This is a genomic window from Paenibacillus sp. S-38 (assembly GCF_049942825.1).
Taxonomy (GTDB): domain Bacteria; phylum Bacillota; class Bacilli; order Paenibacillales; family NBRC-103111; genus Paenibacillus_G.
This window is the reverse complement of the sequence record NZ_CP187970.1, coordinates 5,407,193-5,423,078: the sequence shown is the minus strand read 5'-3', so window position 1 is coordinate 5,423,078 and position 15,886 is coordinate 5,407,193. Positions and strand designations below refer to the sequence as shown.

Genomic DNA, 15,886 nt, shown 5'->3' with positions numbered 1-15,886 from the left:
ACTATCTTTCAAAAATGCCAAAATCTCTTGCTTTTTACCTCTTGACATCATAAAATTTGTGAGACAACTGAAAGAGACATGTGCTCTTTTGGGGAGCTTTGGGCTCAGCTGCTTTAGTCAGCGACAATCAAAAGGAGTGGACAACGGTGATTAGCCAATTATCTTGGAAGGTCGGAGGACAACAGGGGGAAGGCGTGGAAAGTACGGATAAAATCTTTTCCACGGCATTGACCAGACTGGGGTACTACCTGTACGGCTACCGTCATTTTTCCTCGCGGATCAAGGGCGGACACACAAACAACAAAATCAGAATCAGTACGAAACCGATTCGTGCCATTTCCGACGATCTCGACATCCTCGTCGCGTTTGACCAAGAAACCATCGATGTAAACGCACATGAGCTGCGTGAGAACGGCGTCATCATCGCCGATGCAAAAGTAAATCCGGTTGTTCCTGAAGGCGTGAAAGCAAGATTGTTCCCTGTGCCGATTACGGCAATTGCAGAAGAACTCGGTACGTCCCTGTTTAAGAATATGGCTGCTTCCGGCGCATCCTGGGCCCTGCTCGGCCTGCCGCTCGAAGTGTTTAATAAAGCAGTAGAAGAAGAATTCGGCCGTAAAGGTGCAGCGGTCGTAGAGAAAAACATCGAAGCGGTCCGCAAAGCCGCAGAATTCGTACTGGAGCTTAACGGCGGCCCGCTGCCTGAATTCCAGCTCGAACCTGCCGACGGCAGACAAAAGCTGTTCATGATCGGTAACGATGCGATCGGCCTCGGTGCCGTTGCAGCAGGCTGCCGCTTCATGCCGGCTTACCCGATCACACCGGCATCCGAAGTCATGGAATACCTGATCAAGACGCTGCCTAAGTTCGGTGGTACGGTTATCCAGACCGAAGACGAGATCGCAGCATGTACGATGGCGATCGGCGCCAACTACGGCGGCGTACGCGCCCTGACGGCATCCGCTGGTCCTGGTCTTTCCCTCATGATGGAAGCGATCGGCCTCGCCGGCATGACCGAGACGCCTGTCGTTATCGTCGATACACAGCGCGGTGGTCCAAGTACGGGTCTTCCTACGAAGCAGGAGCAGTCCGACGTACTCGCGATGATCTACGGTACGCACGGTGAGATTCCGAAGATCGTTCTCTCCCCGTCCACGATCGAAGAGTGCTTCTACGATACAGTCGAAGCGTTCAACCTGGCGGAGATCTACCAAGTGCCGGTCATCCTTCTGACGGACCTTCAGCTGTCCCTCGGCAAGCAGACGGCCGAACCGCTCGACTTCAAGAAAGTCACGATCGAGCGCGGCGCACTTCAGCAGGGCGAACTGCAGCCGAACGAAGATAACAAGCTCTTCAAGCGTTACGAGTTCACGGAAAGCGGCGTTTCTCCGCGTGTCATCCCTGGCCAGAAGCATGGTCTGCACCATGTGACAGGCGTAGAGCATGACCAGGAAGGCCGTCCGTCCGAGAGCCCGGAGAACCGCAAGAAGATGATGGATAAGCGGATGAGCAAGCTCAAGACCGTCTCCAAGAAGGTAACGGACGCCATCAAGGTGGACGCACCTCACGAGAATCCGGATCTGCTCATCATCGGTATGGGCTCCACTGGCGGTACGATCGACGAAGCAAGACGCCGTCTTGACGCCAGCGGCATCAAGTCGAACCACATCACGGTTCGCCTGCTGCACCCGTTCCCGGCAGAAGAGCTTGCTCCATACCTGGAGAAAGCAAAGCAAGTGGTTGTCGTTGAGAACAACGCTACTGCTCAGCTCGCTTCCCTTATTAAGTTGAACGCTGGCTATGCCGATAAACTGAACAGCATGCTGAAATACAACGGTAATCCTTTCTTGCCTGCTGAAATCACTAAATATTGTCAGGAGCTGAACCTTGTATGGCAACGTTAAAAGATTTCCGTAACAATATCAAACCGAACTGGTGCCCAGGCTGCGGCGACTTCTCCGTTCAAGCTGCGATCCAAAGAGCGGCAGCCAACGTAGGTTTGGAGCCGGAACAACTCGGCGTTGTTTCGGGAATCGGCTGCTCGGGCCGGATCTCGGGCTACATCAACGCCTATGGCTTCCACGGTGTCCACGGCCGTTCCCTGCCGATCGCTCAAGGCCTCAAGATGGCGAACCGCGAGTTGACGGTTGTCGCTGCAGGCGGCGACGGTGACGGCTTCGCGATCGGTATGGGCCACACGGTCCATGCGATCCGCCGCAACATTGACATGACGTACATCGTCATGGATAACCAGATCTACGGTCTGACGAAAGGCCAAACGTCGCCGCGAAGCGCAGAAGGCTTCAAGACGAAGTCCACGCCGTCCGGTTCGATCGAGTCCGCTCTGTCCCCGCTGGAAGTAGCCCTGGCTGCAGGCGCTACGTTCATCGCCCAGTCGTTCTCGAGCAACCTGAAGCAGTTGACGCACCTCATTGAGGAAGGCATGAAACACAAAGGCTTCTCCTTCATCAACGTGTTCTCTCCATGCGTCACGTTCAACAAAGTGAATACGTACGAGTGGTTCAAGGAGCATATCGTCGATCTGGAAGAAACGCCGGACTACGATCCGTCCAACCGGGTTTCGGCTATGACGAAGATCATGGAGACGAACTCCCTGGTAACCGGCCTGATCTATCAGGACAAGTCCAAGAAGAGCTACGAAGACCTCGTTACCGGCTTCAAGCCTGAAGGTCTGGCCAATCAGAACATCACGCTCACCGAGCAGGAATTTGAAAAATTGGTGGCGGAATTCAAATAATTTGTTGACAGTCTTCGAAGCATACGGCCCCGGCCGTATGCTTTTTGTTTTGGTTATGGGTATAATGGAATAGAAAGAAGCCAGTTGGCATAATAAGGAGAGAACCATACAATGAAAAAAGTACCTGTAGGCGTATCCGCCAGACATATTCACCTGTCCGTTGATCATATTGCAGCACTGTTCGGCGCCGGTCATGAACTCAAAGTGCTCAAGGAACTGTCCCAGCCGGGTCAATTCGCGGCGGAAGAAACCGTAGCGGTCATCGGACCGAAGGGCAAGTTCGACAAGGTCCGTATTCTGGGACCGGCCCGCGGCAAAACCCAGCTTGAAGTGTCCCGCACGGATGCTTTCTCGCTAGGAGTGAACCCTCCGGTGAGAGAGTCCGGCAACATCGCCGGCACACCGGGGATCAAACTTGTCGGCCCGGCCGGGGAAGTGGAGATCGAAGAGGGCGTCATCGTAGCGGCACGCCATATTCACTTCCACACCGAGGATGCGGCACGCTGGGGCATCCAAGATAAGCAGAAGCTGACGGTCCGTGTAAGCGGAGAGCGTGCGGTGATTTTCGAGGAAGTCGTGGCAAGGGTATCCGACCAGTACGCGCTGGATATGCATATCGACACGGACGAAGCGAACGCCGCCGGCGTCAAGAACGGGGACGAGGCCGAAATTCTGTCTTAATCTCCCTGTTTTCTTTTGAAATGCCTCCATGGTCAATGCTATAATGGAAGGGTTAATCACGGCATGGGCCGCACGGCTGGCTTCAGGAGGAAACGGAATCTATGACGATTCAATCGAAGGCAAAAGATTATTCGATATATTTTCAACCTCCCTCTCTGAGTGACGCAAAAAAGCGGGGCAAGGAAGACATCACGGTGCATTACGACTTCGAGATCCCTGAGGAATTGCGCGGACTCGGGCGGGACAAGTACTATTTGGTACAGACGTACGGCTGCCAGATGAACGAGCATGATACGGAGACGATCAAAGGACTGCTGGAGGGGCTCGGCTACCGCGCCACCGAGGATCGCAAACAGGCGGACATCATTCTGCTCAACACCTGTGCGGTCCGTGAGAATGCGGAAGACAAGGTGTTCGGCGAGCTCGGCCACCTCAAGCACCTCAAGACCGAGAAGCCTTCCCTGCTGCTGGGCGTATGCGGCTGTATGTCCCAGGAAGAGGCGACGGTGAGCCGCATTCTGAAGAAGCATCCCTTCGTGGATCTCATCTTCGGAACCCACAACATTCACCGTCTCCCTTTCCTGGTCAAGGAAGCGATGTTCAGCAAGGAAATGGTGATCGAGGTGTGGTCCAAAGAGGGCGACATCATCGAGAACCTGCCGAAGAAGCGTGAAGGGCTCAAAGCCTGGGTCAACATCATGTACGGCTGCGACAAGTTCTGTACGTACTGTATTGTCCCTTATACGCGCGGCAAGGAACGTTCCCGCCGGCCGGAGGATGTCATTGCCGAGGTCCGGGAGCTGGCTCGCCAGGGGTATAAGGAAGTGATGCTGCTCGGGCAGAACGTGAACGCATACGGCAAGGACTTCGAGGGCCTCGACTACCGGTTCGGCGACCTGATGGACGATATCCGCAAGATCGACATTCCGAGAGTCCGCTTCACCACGAGCCATCCGCGGGACTTCGACGACCATCTGATCGAGGTGCTGGCGCAAAAGGGCAACCTCATGGAGCATATCCACCTGCCGGTACAGTCGGGAAGCAACGAGATCCTGAAGCGGATGAGCCGCAAGTATACGCGGGAGCAGTATCTGGAGCTTGTGGCCAAGATCAAGGCGGCAATTCCGGATGTCGTGCTGACGAGCGATTTCATCGTCGGCTTCCCGGGGGAGACCGAGGAGCAGTTTGAGGAAACCGTGTCACTGGTACAGGAGGTCGGCTTTGACTTTGCCTTCACCTTCATCTACTCTCCGCGGGAAGGCACCCCGGCAGCAGGCATGGAAGATACGGTGCCTCAGGATGTGAAGAGCCGGCGTCTGCGCAGGCTGAACGACGTGCTGAGCGAGAACATGAAGCGCAGCAACGAGAAGCTTCTCGGTCAGACGGTGGAAGTGTTCGTGGAAGGCGTCAGCAAGAACAATGACCGGGTGCTGGCAGGCCGGACCCGGACGAATAAGCTCGTGCACTTCGAGGGGCCGGAGGAGCTGGTCGGCCGTCTGGTGCAGGTGCACATTACGGACGCACCGACCTTTTACATCAAAGGGGATTGGGTGCAGCAGGCCGTAGTACAATAAGAAAAAGTAGGGGCGTGCGCGGCAATGGCAGAGATCAAATACACGAACTGCGGCATGGAGCAGTATACGAATACCGAACTCATCGTACGTGAGGACATTCTGAAGAAAGCGCGTGAGCTGGCCGAGATGATCTCGACGTCGAACGAGGTGCAGTTCTTCCAGAAGGCGGAACAGCAGATTTCGAACAACGATTCGATTCAGACGCTGATCAGCGCGATCAAGAAGAAGCAGAAGGAGATCGTGGCGTTCCAGTCGTTCGAGAACAAGAAGATGGTTGAGAAGATCGAGAAGGAAGTCGACGAGCTCCAGGATCAGCTCGATTCCATTCCGATCGTGAGCGAGTTCAAGCAGTCGCAGGAAGATATTAACTATCTGCTTCAGCTTGTCATGTCGGTCATCCGGGATTCCATCTCCGAGAAGATCAATGTGGAAGAGGGAAAGGCGGAAGCCTCCTCGAGCTGCAGCGAGTAAGGGCAAGACCCATGGGCCGGTGTGCTGTCTCTATCCTAGAGGCGGCCGCCGGTCCTTTTTGCTGCCGGGGCGACAGGAAGATACGGGTGCGAGGAGAAGAGCTGGGGCATAAAACAGGGAAAAACCGGCAATCCTTCGTAAGGAGAACCGCCTGTTCACTACAGGACCCAAGGGAGGAAGCCAGCGTGGACCTTGTCAAATTTACCGTGAACCCGGAGAACCGGGATGAACTGATTGCCCTCGTAGATGAAATCAACGCACATGCCGCCTTGTCGGAGGAAGAAAAGGCGCAGTTGATGGCAGAGGTGGCGAATTTGCGGGAGCACTCCCGCGAGACGTTCTTTTAAAACGCCGGGCTGCAACGCAGGTTAGTCCTTCCGTACCTTCCGTACTTCCGTGCCTAATCCTGTTCAGGTATGCTACAATGGACTAAAGCAAACAGGGAAGCGGGAAGGGGGAGAAGGGGATGGCGGGAATGGAGAAGGACGTGCTGACCCGTTTTGGCGTCTCGATGCCGGACGAGCTCGTCAAACAGTTCGACCAGTATATTACGGAGCAGGGATACACGAACCGGTCCGAGGCCATCCGGGACCTGGTGCGGCGCGTGCTGCTGGAGCCGGGGGCTCTCCAGGGCGGACAAACCGTGGCGGGAACGATCGTGATGGTCTACGACCATCATATGACCGACCTGCCGCTGTACCTGATGGAGCTGCAGCACGATTACCATCACGACATCATATCGACGATGCATGTGCATCTAAACCATGATCAGTGCATGGAGGTCATCGTCGTCCGCGGCGTACTGTCCCGGCTGCGGGAGCTTCACCAGCGTATTCAGGTGCAGAAGGGCGTGCTGTACGCGGAGCTGTCCGTTACGTATACGGATGGCGGGAAGCATCCTCATGAAGCACATCATCATGCTCACGGAGCACCCTCTGGCAAGCCTGAGTTGGGTACTCAGGGGGAGTCAGCTGAAGACACCCGGTAAGACGTGACCGTGCCGAGCGGACGGTGGAGTCCGAAGAAGGATCATGGAAGAAAAAAAGCAATAGACACAGCAGAGCCGGCCGGAGGGCCGGTTATTTTTTTGTCTGCGGGGCTTTGCGAGTCATGATGCCCGGTGCCCGTCCATATATTGTATCAGTTTGCGCAGAATCGGAGGGATGGCGAAGTGAGTTTAACCACACCGCTGCAGCCGCCGGCACAGCTGACGATCGATATCACGGGCATGACCTGTGCAGCCTGCGCCGCACGGATCGAGCGGGCGGTAGGGAAGCTGGACGGCGTGGAGGAAGTCCACGTCAACCTGGCGCTGAACCGGGCTTCGGTAACGATGGACCCGCAGCGAACCGACGGCGGGCAGGTGATCGACCGGATTGAACGCCTCGGCTTTGGGGCGGTGCCCAAGCAGGAAGGGCACCGGGAGGGAGCTGCCGAGGAAGAAGTGCGAACGAACCGCAGGGCGTTCCTGGCCGGTGCCGCGGCACTGCTGCCCTTCCTCTGGGCGATGGCGCCGCACCATGCCTGGTCGGCGCAGTTCTGGGTGCCGCCGCTGCTGCTGAACCCCTGGTTCCAGCTCGCGCTGGCCACGCCGGTACAGTTCGTACTCGGCGGGCCGTTCTACTTTCGGGCCTGGAAGGCGCTTCGGGCCGGCGGGGCCTCGATGGACGTACTCATCGTGCTGGGCAGCACGTCGGCGTATTTGTACAGTCACTACCGGCTGCTGCACGCCGGTGGGATGCCCATGCCTCACGCAGGGGGAGGGCATGCCTATTATTTCTTCGACACGAGTGTCATGATCCTCACGATCGTCTGGCTGGGGAAATGGCTCGAGGCTGCAGCCAAGCGGCGGACGTCGGACAGCATCGCCGCGCTGAGAAAGCTGCAGCCTGCCGAGGTGACGGTGTTGGCAGGGGGACGGCAAATGACGCGCCGGGCCGGAGAGATTCAGGCCGGAGAGACCATTCTGGTCCGGCCGGGGGAGAAAGTGCCGCTGGACGGGAAGGTGCTCATGGGTAGCTCCGAAGTGGACGAATCGCCGGTCACCGGGGAGAGTCTCCCGGTGGAGAAAGGACCGGGCGCCGGGGTGCTGGCCGGCACGCTGAACGGAAGCGGAGCATTGACGGTGCAGGTTACAAAGCCGGAGCACACCTCCACGGTGGCACGGATGGTCCGCATGGTCGAGGAGGCGCAGGAGAGCCGGGCACCGATCCAGCGGCTGGCGGACCGGGTGTCCGGCGTCTTCGTCCCGCTGATCGTACTGACGGCCCTGTTGACCTTCGGCTGGTGGTATGTATGGGGAGAAGCGGGCCATGCGGCGGGCGCCCTGGAGAAGGCGATCGCCGTGCTGCTCATCGCGTGTCCCTGCGCCCTGGGGCTGGCCACGCCCGTGTCGGTGCTCGTCGGCTCCGGGCGGGCCGCCCAGAAGGGCATCCTCTTCAAGGAAGGGAGGATGCTGGAAGAGCTGCAGGGGACGGGCGTGCTCCTGCTGGACAAAACCGGGACGCTCACGGCCGGCCGGCCCCGTATGAGTGGACTGTATCCAGCGCCGGGCGTAACGCAGCCCGTGCTCCTGCGCGTGATGGCCGCCGCCGGACAGGCGTCGGAGCACCCGCTCTCCCGCGCGGTCGTACGGGAAGCGCAGCGGCGCAGCCTGACGCTGCCGAAGGCGGCGGCCTTCGAGGCCGTGCCGGGCAGCGGGGTGCGGGCGGAGGTGGACGGACATACCGTCCTCCTCGGCAGCCGGCGTTGGCTGGAGAGCCTGGGCGTCGCGCTGCCCGCAGGCGATGCCCAGGAGGCGCTGTGGCTCGGCGAAGGACGTCAGCTGCTCTATGCGGCCTCTGGAGGGCGCTGGCTGGGCCTCGCGGCCCTAAGCGATCCGCTGCGGCCGGGGGCCCGCTCTGCCGTCCGCCAGCTGCAGGCTGCCGGCGTGGACGTGATCCTCGTGACCGGCGACCACGAGGAGGCGGCCCGAAGAACAGCGGGCCAAGCGGGCATCTCCCGCTGGTATGCCGGCATGCGCCCGGAGCAGAAGCTGGAGCTGGTGCGCCGGCTGCAGCGGGAAGGCCACAGGGTGGCGGTCGCGGGCGACGGCATCAACGACGCCCCAGCGCTGGCCGCCGCGGATGCGGGCCTGGCTGTAGGGGGCGGCACCGATGCGGCGCTGGCTGCCGCGGGGGTGCAGCTGCACCGGGGCGACCTGGGGGCGGTCGCCGAGGCGTACCGGATGAGCCGCAGGACGATGCGGGTCATCTACCAGAACCTGCTGCTGTCGCTGGGCTACAATGTGCTGGCGGTTCCGCTTGCCGTGAGCGGCCAGCTTGCCCCGTGGATGGCCTGCACCGCGATGGCGCTCAGCTCCGTGACGGTGGTTGGCAACGCGCTGCGGCTTCAGCGCGCGTGAAGGGGGAGAAGACCTATGGAGATGGCGGGCGTGGGCGCAGACCTTCTGCTGGCGCTGCTCGGCGGGTTATTCGGCGCTCCGCACTGCCTGGCGATGTGCGGAGGGACGGCCGCCGGGATTGTGCTGAAGGCCGGCAGCCGGCCGGTGCGGGCCCTGCTCTGCTATAACGCAGGCCGCATCCTGACGTACACCGCGCTTGGCGCCTTCATGGGCGCTGTAGGGTCGTTTGTCGACGGAGCCGGCCAGGCGGCGCGGCTGCAGGGAACGGCAACCCTTCTGGGCGGATGCCTGATCCTTCTGTGGGCGCTGCGCGGCACACGGCTGCGGGTTCCGCTGCCGGAAGCGGTGCAGCGGCTGCGGGGCTCGGCAGAGCGCCTCGGCCACCGCTGGAAGGGCCGAGGCACGCCTGCGGCCGCCCTGCTCGCCGGGCTGCTTCTCGGCTTCCTGCCGTGCGGCCTGACCTACGCGATGCAGATGAACGCCGCCGCAGGCGGCAGCCCTACCCGAGGGGCGCTGCTGCTGGCCGCCTTCGGGCTGGGTACGCTGCCGGCGCTGCTGCTGGCGGGCTTGTCCGCGAGCCGGCTGGGGCGGGCGCTGCGCAGCCGGGCACGGACCGCCGGACGGGTGCTGGCGGTCACGATCGGTGTGCTCTGCATTCTGCGAGGGCTGGCCGCCGGGGGATGGATCCCTTCGGTCCATCCCTGGCTGTGGTAGCCCGGGCGGCAAGGGGGCAGGTCCATGTCCTCGGGCCGCAAGCCCCTTATGCTTGCCGGCAGAAGGGGCTTGCGGTGCGGCGGGGACGAACGGTCGGGATCCGGAAGGCTCCCCGGCGCAGGATTAGGTGGATGGTTCGGCGGGCAGGCGGCCGCGCTGATCATGGAGAGGGAGCGGGCGCTGACACCTCCTCCTTCAAGTCCAAGTCTTCGGGACGATCACATAGAGGGGGGGCCGCTGCCAAGACGAATTATCCGGCCGGGTGGCGCCCAACTGCCCTGTCAACGCTCGGCTGCAAAAGGAAAGCTTACCTGCAGCGCTTCCCCGCCGGGCAGGCGGACCGTCACGCCGGCGGACTGCCTGCCGGCCATCAGCGGGATGCCGCTGCCGGTGTAGAGTCCGGGCGCTGTCTCGCTCAGTTCGCTGCGGCTCGTGCCGCAGAACATCACGGGCATCGAGATCGCGACCAGCACTTCCGCTCCAGCAACGGGGGAGCCGGCTGCATCCTTGACGGACACGGCGAGCGGATTCTCCTGCAGCACCCGTGCCCGCCCCTCGCTCAAGGCCACTTCCACGGTGTAGTTCCCTGCGGCAAACGCTTTGCGCGGCTGGAAAACCTCTTCGGCCTCTTCCCCTGACAGCAGGCGGGCGATTCCCCACAGCAGGGCCGCCGCTCCCGCGCCGGCCCAAAGCAGGAGGATGCGCCTATGCCACTTCTCCTTCATGCTCCACCTCCCACCGTATTGTTTTCACATGCACCGCTTCAACTGCAGATCATTATTGCACGTTCTCTTCTATACATACCGGCCGCCTCCTCCCGATATGCTTTTCATCAATTTGTCATGGGTTTGAGGAGGGCAAGGTGTCATTTTGATCTGAAATATGGTAATTTGGAAGGGTCAGATTCAGAAAGGGGCATTACGTAAGCCATGGCAACTATCAAGCTGCTGCTCAGCCTCCTGGTCATGGGGGCATTTTTCAGTGCGGCCTTCGTGCTGTTCTTCCAGAAAAGAAAACCGATCGCCTGGACTTGTATTGCGCTCGGATTCGCAAGCGCATTCCTGTTCTACTATGCCATCTACACCGGCTGGCTTCCGCTGCCGGAAACGCAGTGATGGTGCCGGGCGGCAAAAGCCGCAAAGACATCCGTCCGGGGCTGGAGGTGGCGATCGTGCTCAAGCAGGACCAGCGGACAGGGAAGCGGACCCGGGGGATCGTCAAGGACATCCTCACGAACTCGCCGTCGCATCCGCACGGCATCAAGGTGCGCCTGACCGACGGACAAGTCGGCCGCGTACAGGAAATCGGCAAACCGGAAGAGCAGTGACTTCCGGTTTTTTTGTTATGAGGCGAAGCCGTCTGCGGCCGGACATGAGCTGACACGGACCGGCGTATACATAGGGCATGGAGAGGAGGCCGGGGAATGAACAGGTCACGGTGCACTGAGCGGACCACGGAAGCACTGGGCCCGTCCCATGCGCACGAATTCCGGATCCTCACCGCTCCGGCGCTCGGCCATACCCATCTCATGCTGCTGTATACCTACGCCGTGAACGGAACCGGAGAAGATGGACATACACATATGTTCCAGGGGCATACCCGGATGGCGGCCGGAAGCCATTTTCACCGAGTGATAGGGAGTACCGGGCCTGCGGTGCCGCTGCCGGACGGGTCGCACTATCACGAAGTGACGGGGGAGCTGGATGACGAACCGTTCCAGCCCAAAGGGGGCTATTACACGACGATACTTTCGGTGCCGCGGCACGTGCACAGCTATAGGGGACGCAGCGGACCGCCGATCGGCGTGGAGCCGCCGGGATGGTAGAACGTTCGGCTTTGCAGGAGGAAAGAGGGACAGAGAAAGCTTGGGCCGAAGGTCCAAGCTTTTTTTGCACTTCAAGGACGGCGATCCGGAGATAATCCGGTGTATTCCCATGGAGATGAGGTGGTATAATCCACAATGGTCGAAACTAAAAGAAGGAACCGTTTTATCAGTCCTCCTTATGGAATAATTCAAGGATTCTAATGAGCTCATCCGCTTATATATGCGTTTGATTATTTCAAAATGATAAAAAGTAGAGTATAATGAGGATATAGTAAGAAAAAAGGTTACGTACGTAGTGACGATAAAAGATAGAAAATGGAGGGATAGCGGTGGGCATACTTCTCGTGAAGCTGTTCTGGTCCTTTGTCCGCATCTCCCCGATGTCGTTCGGCGGCGGCTACGCCATGATTCCGCTGATCGAGCGCGAGATCGTGGAGAAGAGACAATGGATCACCCCGGAGGAGATGAGCAGCGGACTGGCCGTGGCAGGATCCGCGCCCGGAGGGATCGGCGTCAACACGGCCGCCTTCATCGGGTACCGGATGAAGGGCATTCCCGGAGCGGTCGCGGCGATCCTCGGCATCACGCTGCCGACCTTCCTGATTGTTCTGGTACTAGCGCTGGCCTTCGCCCAAGTCCAGCATCATCCCAAGGCGGCTGCGGCCTTGGCCGGTATTCAGGCCGGGGTGGCGGCCCTGATTCTGGTTTCGGCGTACAATATGGGCCGCTCTTCGCTGGTGGACCGGGGAACCATGATCATGGCGGCGGCCGCTCTGGTGCTGCTGATGTTCGGGGTTCATCCGATAGGACTGATCACGACAGGGCTTCTTGCCGGGCATGTGCCGGCCTTGTTCCGCGTGAAGCGGGAGAGCGGCCGACTGCAGCGGCAGGAGCCGGCGGGTGCCGCAGCGGCGCCTTCCTACAAGTATTCGGATTATTATATCGCTGACGGCATTTAAACGGATGGCTTGCAATCCAAAACAATCGATTACTCCATAAAAAGGGGGGGCGGCGCCATGCTCTGGACCTTGTTCGCGGTATTTCTGAAAATCGGCTTGTTCTCGTTCGGCGGCGGCTACGCGATGATTCCGTTGATCCGGCACGAAGTGCTGGCACACGGATGGGTATCCAATGCCCGCTTCACGGAGCTCACAGCGCTTGCCGGTATGGCGCCGGGACCTGTCGCCACCAACAGCGCGACGCTGATCGGGTATGAAACCGCAGGCGCGGCCGGCGCCTTCGCCGCGACGACCGGTATGATTCTGCCGTCGCTTGCGCTCATCATTCTGCTCAGCGCGATGCTTTTCCGTGCAGGGAAGTCGGAGTGGCTCAGGAATACGTTCTATGGGCTGAAGCCGGTCATCACGGGAATGATCTTCTATGCCGCGCTGCATTTTCTGCTCCCGCGGGAGGGACTTCCCTGGCTTACCTGGCATACGGCGGGACTGTTCATCATACTGGGCGTCTCGCTCTATGCGATGGTTCGCTACAAGCTTCATCCGCTGGCGGTCCTGACGCTGTCGGGACTGCTCGGCATCGCTTTTTTTCAATGAGTACCGGTTCGGACCGGCTAAGATGAGAGAGGAGTCCTGGGACACGGGGCTCCTTTTTTGCTGTTCCCAGCTGGGAAAAAGGGGGGCGGCGGTTATCGGAGGGCGGGCTGCAAGGCAGGGGCGGATATCCAAGAAGACGGGCGGCAGGCGGAAGGATGGCGTAATGTGATGCGGGACTTCAGAGGTGAACCGTGCCGCCGCGGCAGGACTCCTGCTCCGATTACCGTGCATGCCAAGCGCGGCTCCCTGCAGCGGAGCATCCGAAGAGGAACTGCCCCTTCGGTCGGGCTGTGTTCTCATGGATCACTGTGATACAATGAGATTTATTTGTTTTATTGGAATGAGGAGCATGGAGAAGGCTTATTCATCTTAATTAACGGGACTGTGGAGTGATTCAACATGGCGATGCTGCCAATAGATTCAGTACTGGCCGAGCTGCATCTGGCGCTGGCCGAGCATACGGGCGTCGTCCTGATCGCGGCGCCGGGAGCGGGCAAAACGACTAGAGTGCCGCTGTCGCTGCTGGATGCCCCATGGCTGGACGGGCGCAAGATCGTCATGCTCGAGCCCCGGCGTCTCGCAGCCCGTTCGGCCGCCCGGTTCATGGCGCGGTCGCTCGGCGAGTCCGTGGGTGCCACGGTTGGCTACCGGGTGAGGCTCGATACGCAGGTAGGTCCGAAGACACGCATTGAGGTCGTGACGGAGGGGGTGCTGACGCGGATGCTGCAGAGCGACCCGGCACTCGAAGATGTCGGCCTGCTGATCTTCGACGAGTTCCATGAACGGAGCCTGCAGGCGGATCTCGGCCTGGCGCTCAGCCTGGAGACGCAGGGAGTCCTGCGCGAGGATCTGCGCCTGCTGGTCATGTCGGCAACCCTGGAAGCAGAACCGGTAGCCCGGCTGCTCGGCGGGGCCCCGGTGGTGACGAGCGAGGGACGCAGCTACCCGGTGGAGACCCGGTACTTGGCCCGTCCGGCGGACGGGCGGATCGAACCCGCGGCGGCCCGGGTGATCGCGCAGGCGCTCTCGGAGCAGGAGGGCGACCTGCTCGTCTTTCTGCCCGGTGCCGGGGAGATCCGGCGGACGGCGCAGCTGCTCGCGGAGCGGGGCCTTGGGCCCGGCGTCAAGGTGGCGCCGCTCTACGGGATGCTGCCGCAGGAAGCGCAGGATGCGGCGCTGGCGCCCTGCGCGCCGGGCACGCGTAAGGTTGTGCTCGCCACGTCGATCGCAGAGTCAAGCCTCACGGTTGAGGGCATCCGCGTCGTGATCGACAGCGGGCTGATGCGCGTGCCCCGCTTTTCTCCGCGGACCGGCATGAGCCGGCTCGAGACAGTGAGCGTGTCGGCCGCCTCGGCCGACCAGCGGCGGGGCCGCGCCGGCCGGCTGGCGCCAGGCGTCTGCTACCGGCTCTGGTCGGAGGCCGACCACCGCCAGCTGCCGCCGCAGCGCGTGCCCGAGATCCGCGAAGCGGACCTCGCCCCGCTGGCGCTGGAGCTGGCCGCCTGGGGCGCGGGCGGCCCGGACGCGCTGCCGTGGCTCGATCCGCCGCCGGCAGGCGCCTACGCGCAGGCGCTGGAGCTGCTGCAGCTGCTCGAGGCGCTCGACGCGCGCGGCGCCGTCACGGCCCACGGCCGGGCGATGGCCTCGCTGGGGCTGCACCCGCGGCTGGCGCACATGCTGCTGCGCGCGCAGGCGCTGGGCCTCGGCGGCCTAGCGTGCGATCTCGCCGCCCTGCTCGGCGAGCGGGACGTGCTCGGCGGAGCCGACGAGGCGGACCTGCGCTCACGCGTGGAGCGGCTGCGCGCAGGCGGCCGCCCCGGCGGGCAGGACGCCGCCGCGCTGCAGCGGATCGCCGCCGAGGCGAAGATGTGGCGCCGCGAGCTCGGCCTGCGGGGCGGGGAAGGCGAGGGCAGCCCGGCATCCGCCGGGGTCTGCCTGGCGCTCGCGTATCCGGACCGGATCGGCCAGAACCGCGGCGGGGGCCGCTATCTGCTCTCCAGCGGCCGCGGTGCAGTGCTGCCCCGCCAGCAGCTCCTCTGGAACGCCGCGTATATCGTGGCGGCGGAGCTGGACGACCAAGGGGCGGAGAGCCGCATCCGGCTGGCCGCTCCCCTGGAAGAAGAGGAGCTGCGCCGCGGAGCGGCGGGGGCGATCCGCATGGAAGAGAGCATCGTCTGGGAACGGAGCGCGGGCGCAGTCCGCGGCCGCAGGCGGGAGCTGCTCGGCGCGCTGCTTCTGAAGGAGACGGTGCTCGCCGAGCTGAACCCCGAGCGCCAGCTGCAGGCGCTGCTGGAAGGCATCCGGCTCGAGGGGCTCGGGGTGCTGCCTTGGTCGAAGGCCGCCCGGCAGCTTCGCGAGCGGATCGGCTTCCTGCACCGGCACCGCGGCGATTGGCCGGATGTGTCCGACGAAGCGCTGCTCGGCAGCCTGGAGGAGTGGCTCGCACCGCATCTGTACGGATTGAAGAGCCGCGGCGATCTGCAGCGCGTGCCGCTGTTCGAGGCGCTGGAATCGCTGCTGGCTTGGCCGCAGCGGCAGCTCCTCGGCGAGTACGTGCCGACGCACGTGACGGTGCCGAGCGGCTCCCGCATCCCGGTCGACTACAGCGACCCGGACGCTCCGGCGCTGGCCGTGCGGCTGCAGGAGCTGTTCGGCCTGCGGGAGACGCCGCGGATCGCCGGCGGGAAGGTCGGCCTCGTGCTTCACTTGCTTTCGCCGGCGCAGCGGCCGGTGCAGGTGACGAAGGATCTCGCCAGCTTCTGGCGCGAGGGGTACTTCGAGGTCAAGAAGGACCTCAAGGGCCGTTACCCCAAGCATTATTGGCCGGAGGATCCGCTGGAGGCCGTGCCGACGAGCCGGGTGCGCCCCCGCACATAAGCCGGCAGGCCGGAATCTTGGCATCCGGAG

16 protein-coding genes are annotated in these 15,886 nt (G+C 61.8%); 15 read left to right on the top strand and 1 reads right to left on the bottom strand.

Annotation, left to right across the window (positions count from 1 at the left end; all coding sequences use genetic code 11):
* Positions 1 to 146: 146 nt before the first annotated feature.
* The 9 genes from ACP26L_RS23765 (at position 147) to ACP26L_RS23725 (ending at position 9,601) form a co-directional block, all read left to right on the top strand.
* Complete coding sequence (locus tag ACP26L_RS23765) at positions 147 to 1,904, top strand: 2-oxoacid:acceptor oxidoreductase subunit alpha (protein WP_426446962.1); 1,758 nt, start codon at positions 147 to 149, stop codon at positions 1,902 to 1,904.
* The gene (locus ACP26L_RS23760) at positions 1,892 to 2,758 is read left to right on the top strand and encodes a 2-oxoacid:ferredoxin oxidoreductase subunit beta (RefSeq protein WP_426446960.1); all 867 of its coding nucleotides are present in this window, start codon (positions 1,892 to 1,894) and stop codon (positions 2,756 to 2,758) included. The genes ACP26L_RS23765 and ACP26L_RS23760 overlap by 13 nt, the downstream gene beginning before the upstream one ends.
* Before the next feature lie 111 nt (positions 2,759 to 2,869).
* Positions 2,870 to 3,439 carry a phosphate propanoyltransferase gene (gene pduL, locus ACP26L_RS23755; protein ID WP_426446958.1) on the top strand — a complete coding sequence of 190 codons (570 nt, stop codon included), beginning with the start codon at positions 2,870 to 2,872 and terminating at the stop codon, positions 3,437 to 3,439.
* Positions 3,440 to 3,540: 101 nt separating this feature from the next.
* Positions 3,541 to 5,013, top strand: a complete 1,473-nt coding sequence (miaB, locus tag ACP26L_RS23750) for a tRNA (N6-isopentenyl adenosine(37)-C2)-methylthiotransferase MiaB (RefSeq protein WP_426446956.1) — start codon at positions 3,541 to 3,543, stop codon at positions 5,011 to 5,013.
* A 24-nt stretch (positions 5,014 to 5,037) separates the two neighbouring features.
* Positions 5,038 to 5,484: a RicAFT regulatory complex protein RicA family protein gene (locus tag ACP26L_RS23745; protein WP_426446955.1), complete on the top strand. Its 447-nt coding sequence runs from the start codon at positions 5,038 to 5,040 to the stop codon at positions 5,482 to 5,484.
* A 185-nt stretch (positions 5,485 to 5,669) separates the two neighbouring features.
* Positions 5,670 to 5,831: a hypothetical protein gene (locus ACP26L_RS23740; RefSeq protein WP_426446953.1), complete on the top strand. Its 162-nt coding sequence runs from the start codon at positions 5,670 to 5,672 to the stop codon at positions 5,829 to 5,831.
* A gap of 119 nt (positions 5,832 to 5,950) precedes the next feature.
* Positions 5,951 to 6,472, top strand: coding sequence for a nickel-responsive transcriptional regulator NikR (gene nikR, locus ACP26L_RS23735; protein WP_426446951.1), 522 nt, complete (start codon positions 5,951 to 5,953; stop codon positions 6,470 to 6,472).
* A 183-nt stretch (positions 6,473 to 6,655) separates the two neighbouring features.
* On the top strand, positions 6,656 to 8,887 hold the full coding sequence (locus ACP26L_RS23730) for a heavy metal translocating P-type ATPase (RefSeq protein ID WP_426446949.1): 2,232 nt from the start codon (positions 6,656 to 6,658) through the stop codon (positions 8,885 to 8,887).
* Between the two features lie 15 nt (positions 8,888 to 8,902).
* Positions 8,903 to 9,601, top strand: coding sequence for a sulfite exporter TauE/SafE family protein (locus ACP26L_RS23725; RefSeq protein ID WP_426446948.1), 699 nt, complete (start codon positions 8,903 to 8,905; stop codon positions 9,599 to 9,601).
* 281 nt (positions 9,602 to 9,882) lie between these two features.
* Here ACP26L_RS23725 and ACP26L_RS23720 read toward each other — a convergent pair whose 3' ends face one another.
* Complete coding sequence (locus tag ACP26L_RS23720; protein WP_426446946.1) at positions 9,883 to 10,326, bottom strand: FixH family protein; 444 nt, start codon at positions 10,324 to 10,326, stop codon at positions 9,883 to 9,885.
* A gap of 204 nt (positions 10,327 to 10,530) precedes the next feature.
* Between ACP26L_RS23720 and ACP26L_RS23715 the strand changes: the two genes are divergently transcribed.
* The 6 genes from ACP26L_RS23715 to hrpB all read left to right on the top strand — a co-directional run bounded on the left by ACP26L_RS23715 (position 10,531) and on the right by hrpB (position 15,856).
* Positions 10,531 to 10,716: a hypothetical protein gene (locus ACP26L_RS23715; protein WP_426446945.1), complete on the top strand. Its 186-nt coding sequence runs from the start codon at positions 10,531 to 10,533 to the stop codon at positions 10,714 to 10,716.
* Positions 10,716 to 10,928: a YwbE family protein gene (locus ACP26L_RS23710; RefSeq protein ID WP_426446943.1), complete on the top strand. Its 213-nt coding sequence runs from the start codon at positions 10,716 to 10,718 to the stop codon at positions 10,926 to 10,928. The genes ACP26L_RS23715 and ACP26L_RS23710 overlap by 1 nt, the downstream gene beginning before the upstream one ends.
* 96 nt (positions 10,929 to 11,024) lie before the next feature.
* Complete coding sequence (locus ACP26L_RS23705; RefSeq protein ID WP_426446942.1) at positions 11,025 to 11,426, top strand: hypothetical protein; 402 nt, start codon at positions 11,025 to 11,027, stop codon at positions 11,424 to 11,426.
* A 329-nt stretch (positions 11,427 to 11,755) separates the two neighbouring features.
* Positions 11,756 to 12,385 carry a chromate transporter gene (locus ACP26L_RS23700; RefSeq protein ID WP_426446940.1) on the top strand — a complete coding sequence of 210 codons (630 nt, stop codon included), beginning with the start codon at positions 11,756 to 11,758 and terminating at the stop codon, positions 12,383 to 12,385.
* Positions 12,386 to 12,442: 57 nt separating this feature from the next.
* Positions 12,443 to 12,979 (top strand): chromate transporter, encoded by a 537-nt coding sequence (locus ACP26L_RS23695; RefSeq protein WP_426446939.1) that lies wholly within the window; start codon positions 12,443 to 12,445, stop codon positions 12,977 to 12,979.
* A 399-nt stretch (positions 12,980 to 13,378) separates the two neighbouring features.
* Positions 13,379 to 15,856: an ATP-dependent helicase HrpB gene (hrpB, locus tag ACP26L_RS23690; protein WP_426446937.1), complete on the top strand. Its 2,478-nt coding sequence runs from the start codon at positions 13,379 to 13,381 to the stop codon at positions 15,854 to 15,856.
* The last annotated feature ends 30 nt before the right edge of the window (positions 15,857 to 15,886 follow it).

What these genes read in the sequence shown, in the direction of transcription:
- ACP26L_RS23760 (WP_426446960.1), top strand. Translation starts at nt 1,892, where the DNA reads ATGGCAACGTTAAAAGATTTCCGTAACAATATCAAACCGAACTGGTGC.
- pduL (WP_426446958.1), top strand. Translation starts at nt 2,870, where the DNA reads ATGAAAAAAGTACCTGTAGGCGTATCCGCCAGACATATTCACCTGTCC.
- miaB (WP_426446956.1), top strand. Translation starts at nt 3,541, where the DNA reads ATGACGATTCAATCGAAGGCAAAAGATTATTCGATATATTTTCAACCT.
- ACP26L_RS23745 (WP_426446955.1), top strand. Translation starts at nt 5,038, where the DNA reads ATGGCAGAGATCAAATACACGAACTGCGGCATGGAGCAGTATACGAAT.
- nikR (WP_426446951.1), top strand. Translation starts at nt 5,951, where the DNA reads ATGGCGGGAATGGAGAAGGACGTGCTGACCCGTTTTGGCGTCTCGATG.
- ACP26L_RS23725 (WP_426446948.1), top strand. Translation starts at nt 8,903, where the DNA reads ATGGAGATGGCGGGCGTGGGCGCAGACCTTCTGCTGGCGCTGCTCGGC.
- ACP26L_RS23720 (WP_426446946.1), bottom strand. Translation starts at nt 10,326, where the DNA reads ATGAAGGAGAAGTGGCATAGGCGCATCCTCCTGCTTTGGGCCGGCGCG.
- ACP26L_RS23715 (WP_426446945.1), top strand. Translation starts at nt 10,531, where the DNA reads ATGGCAACTATCAAGCTGCTGCTCAGCCTCCTGGTCATGGGGGCATTT.
- ACP26L_RS23710 (WP_426446943.1), top strand. Translation starts at nt 10,716, where the DNA reads ATGGTGCCGGGCGGCAAAAGCCGCAAAGACATCCGTCCGGGGCTGGAG.
- ACP26L_RS23705 (WP_426446942.1), top strand. Translation starts at nt 11,025, where the DNA reads ATGAACAGGTCACGGTGCACTGAGCGGACCACGGAAGCACTGGGCCCG.
- ACP26L_RS23695 (WP_426446939.1), top strand. Translation starts at nt 12,443, where the DNA reads ATGCTCTGGACCTTGTTCGCGGTATTTCTGAAAATCGGCTTGTTCTCG.
- hrpB (WP_426446937.1), top strand. Translation starts at nt 13,379, where the DNA reads ATGGCGATGCTGCCAATAGATTCAGTACTGGCCGAGCTGCATCTGGCG.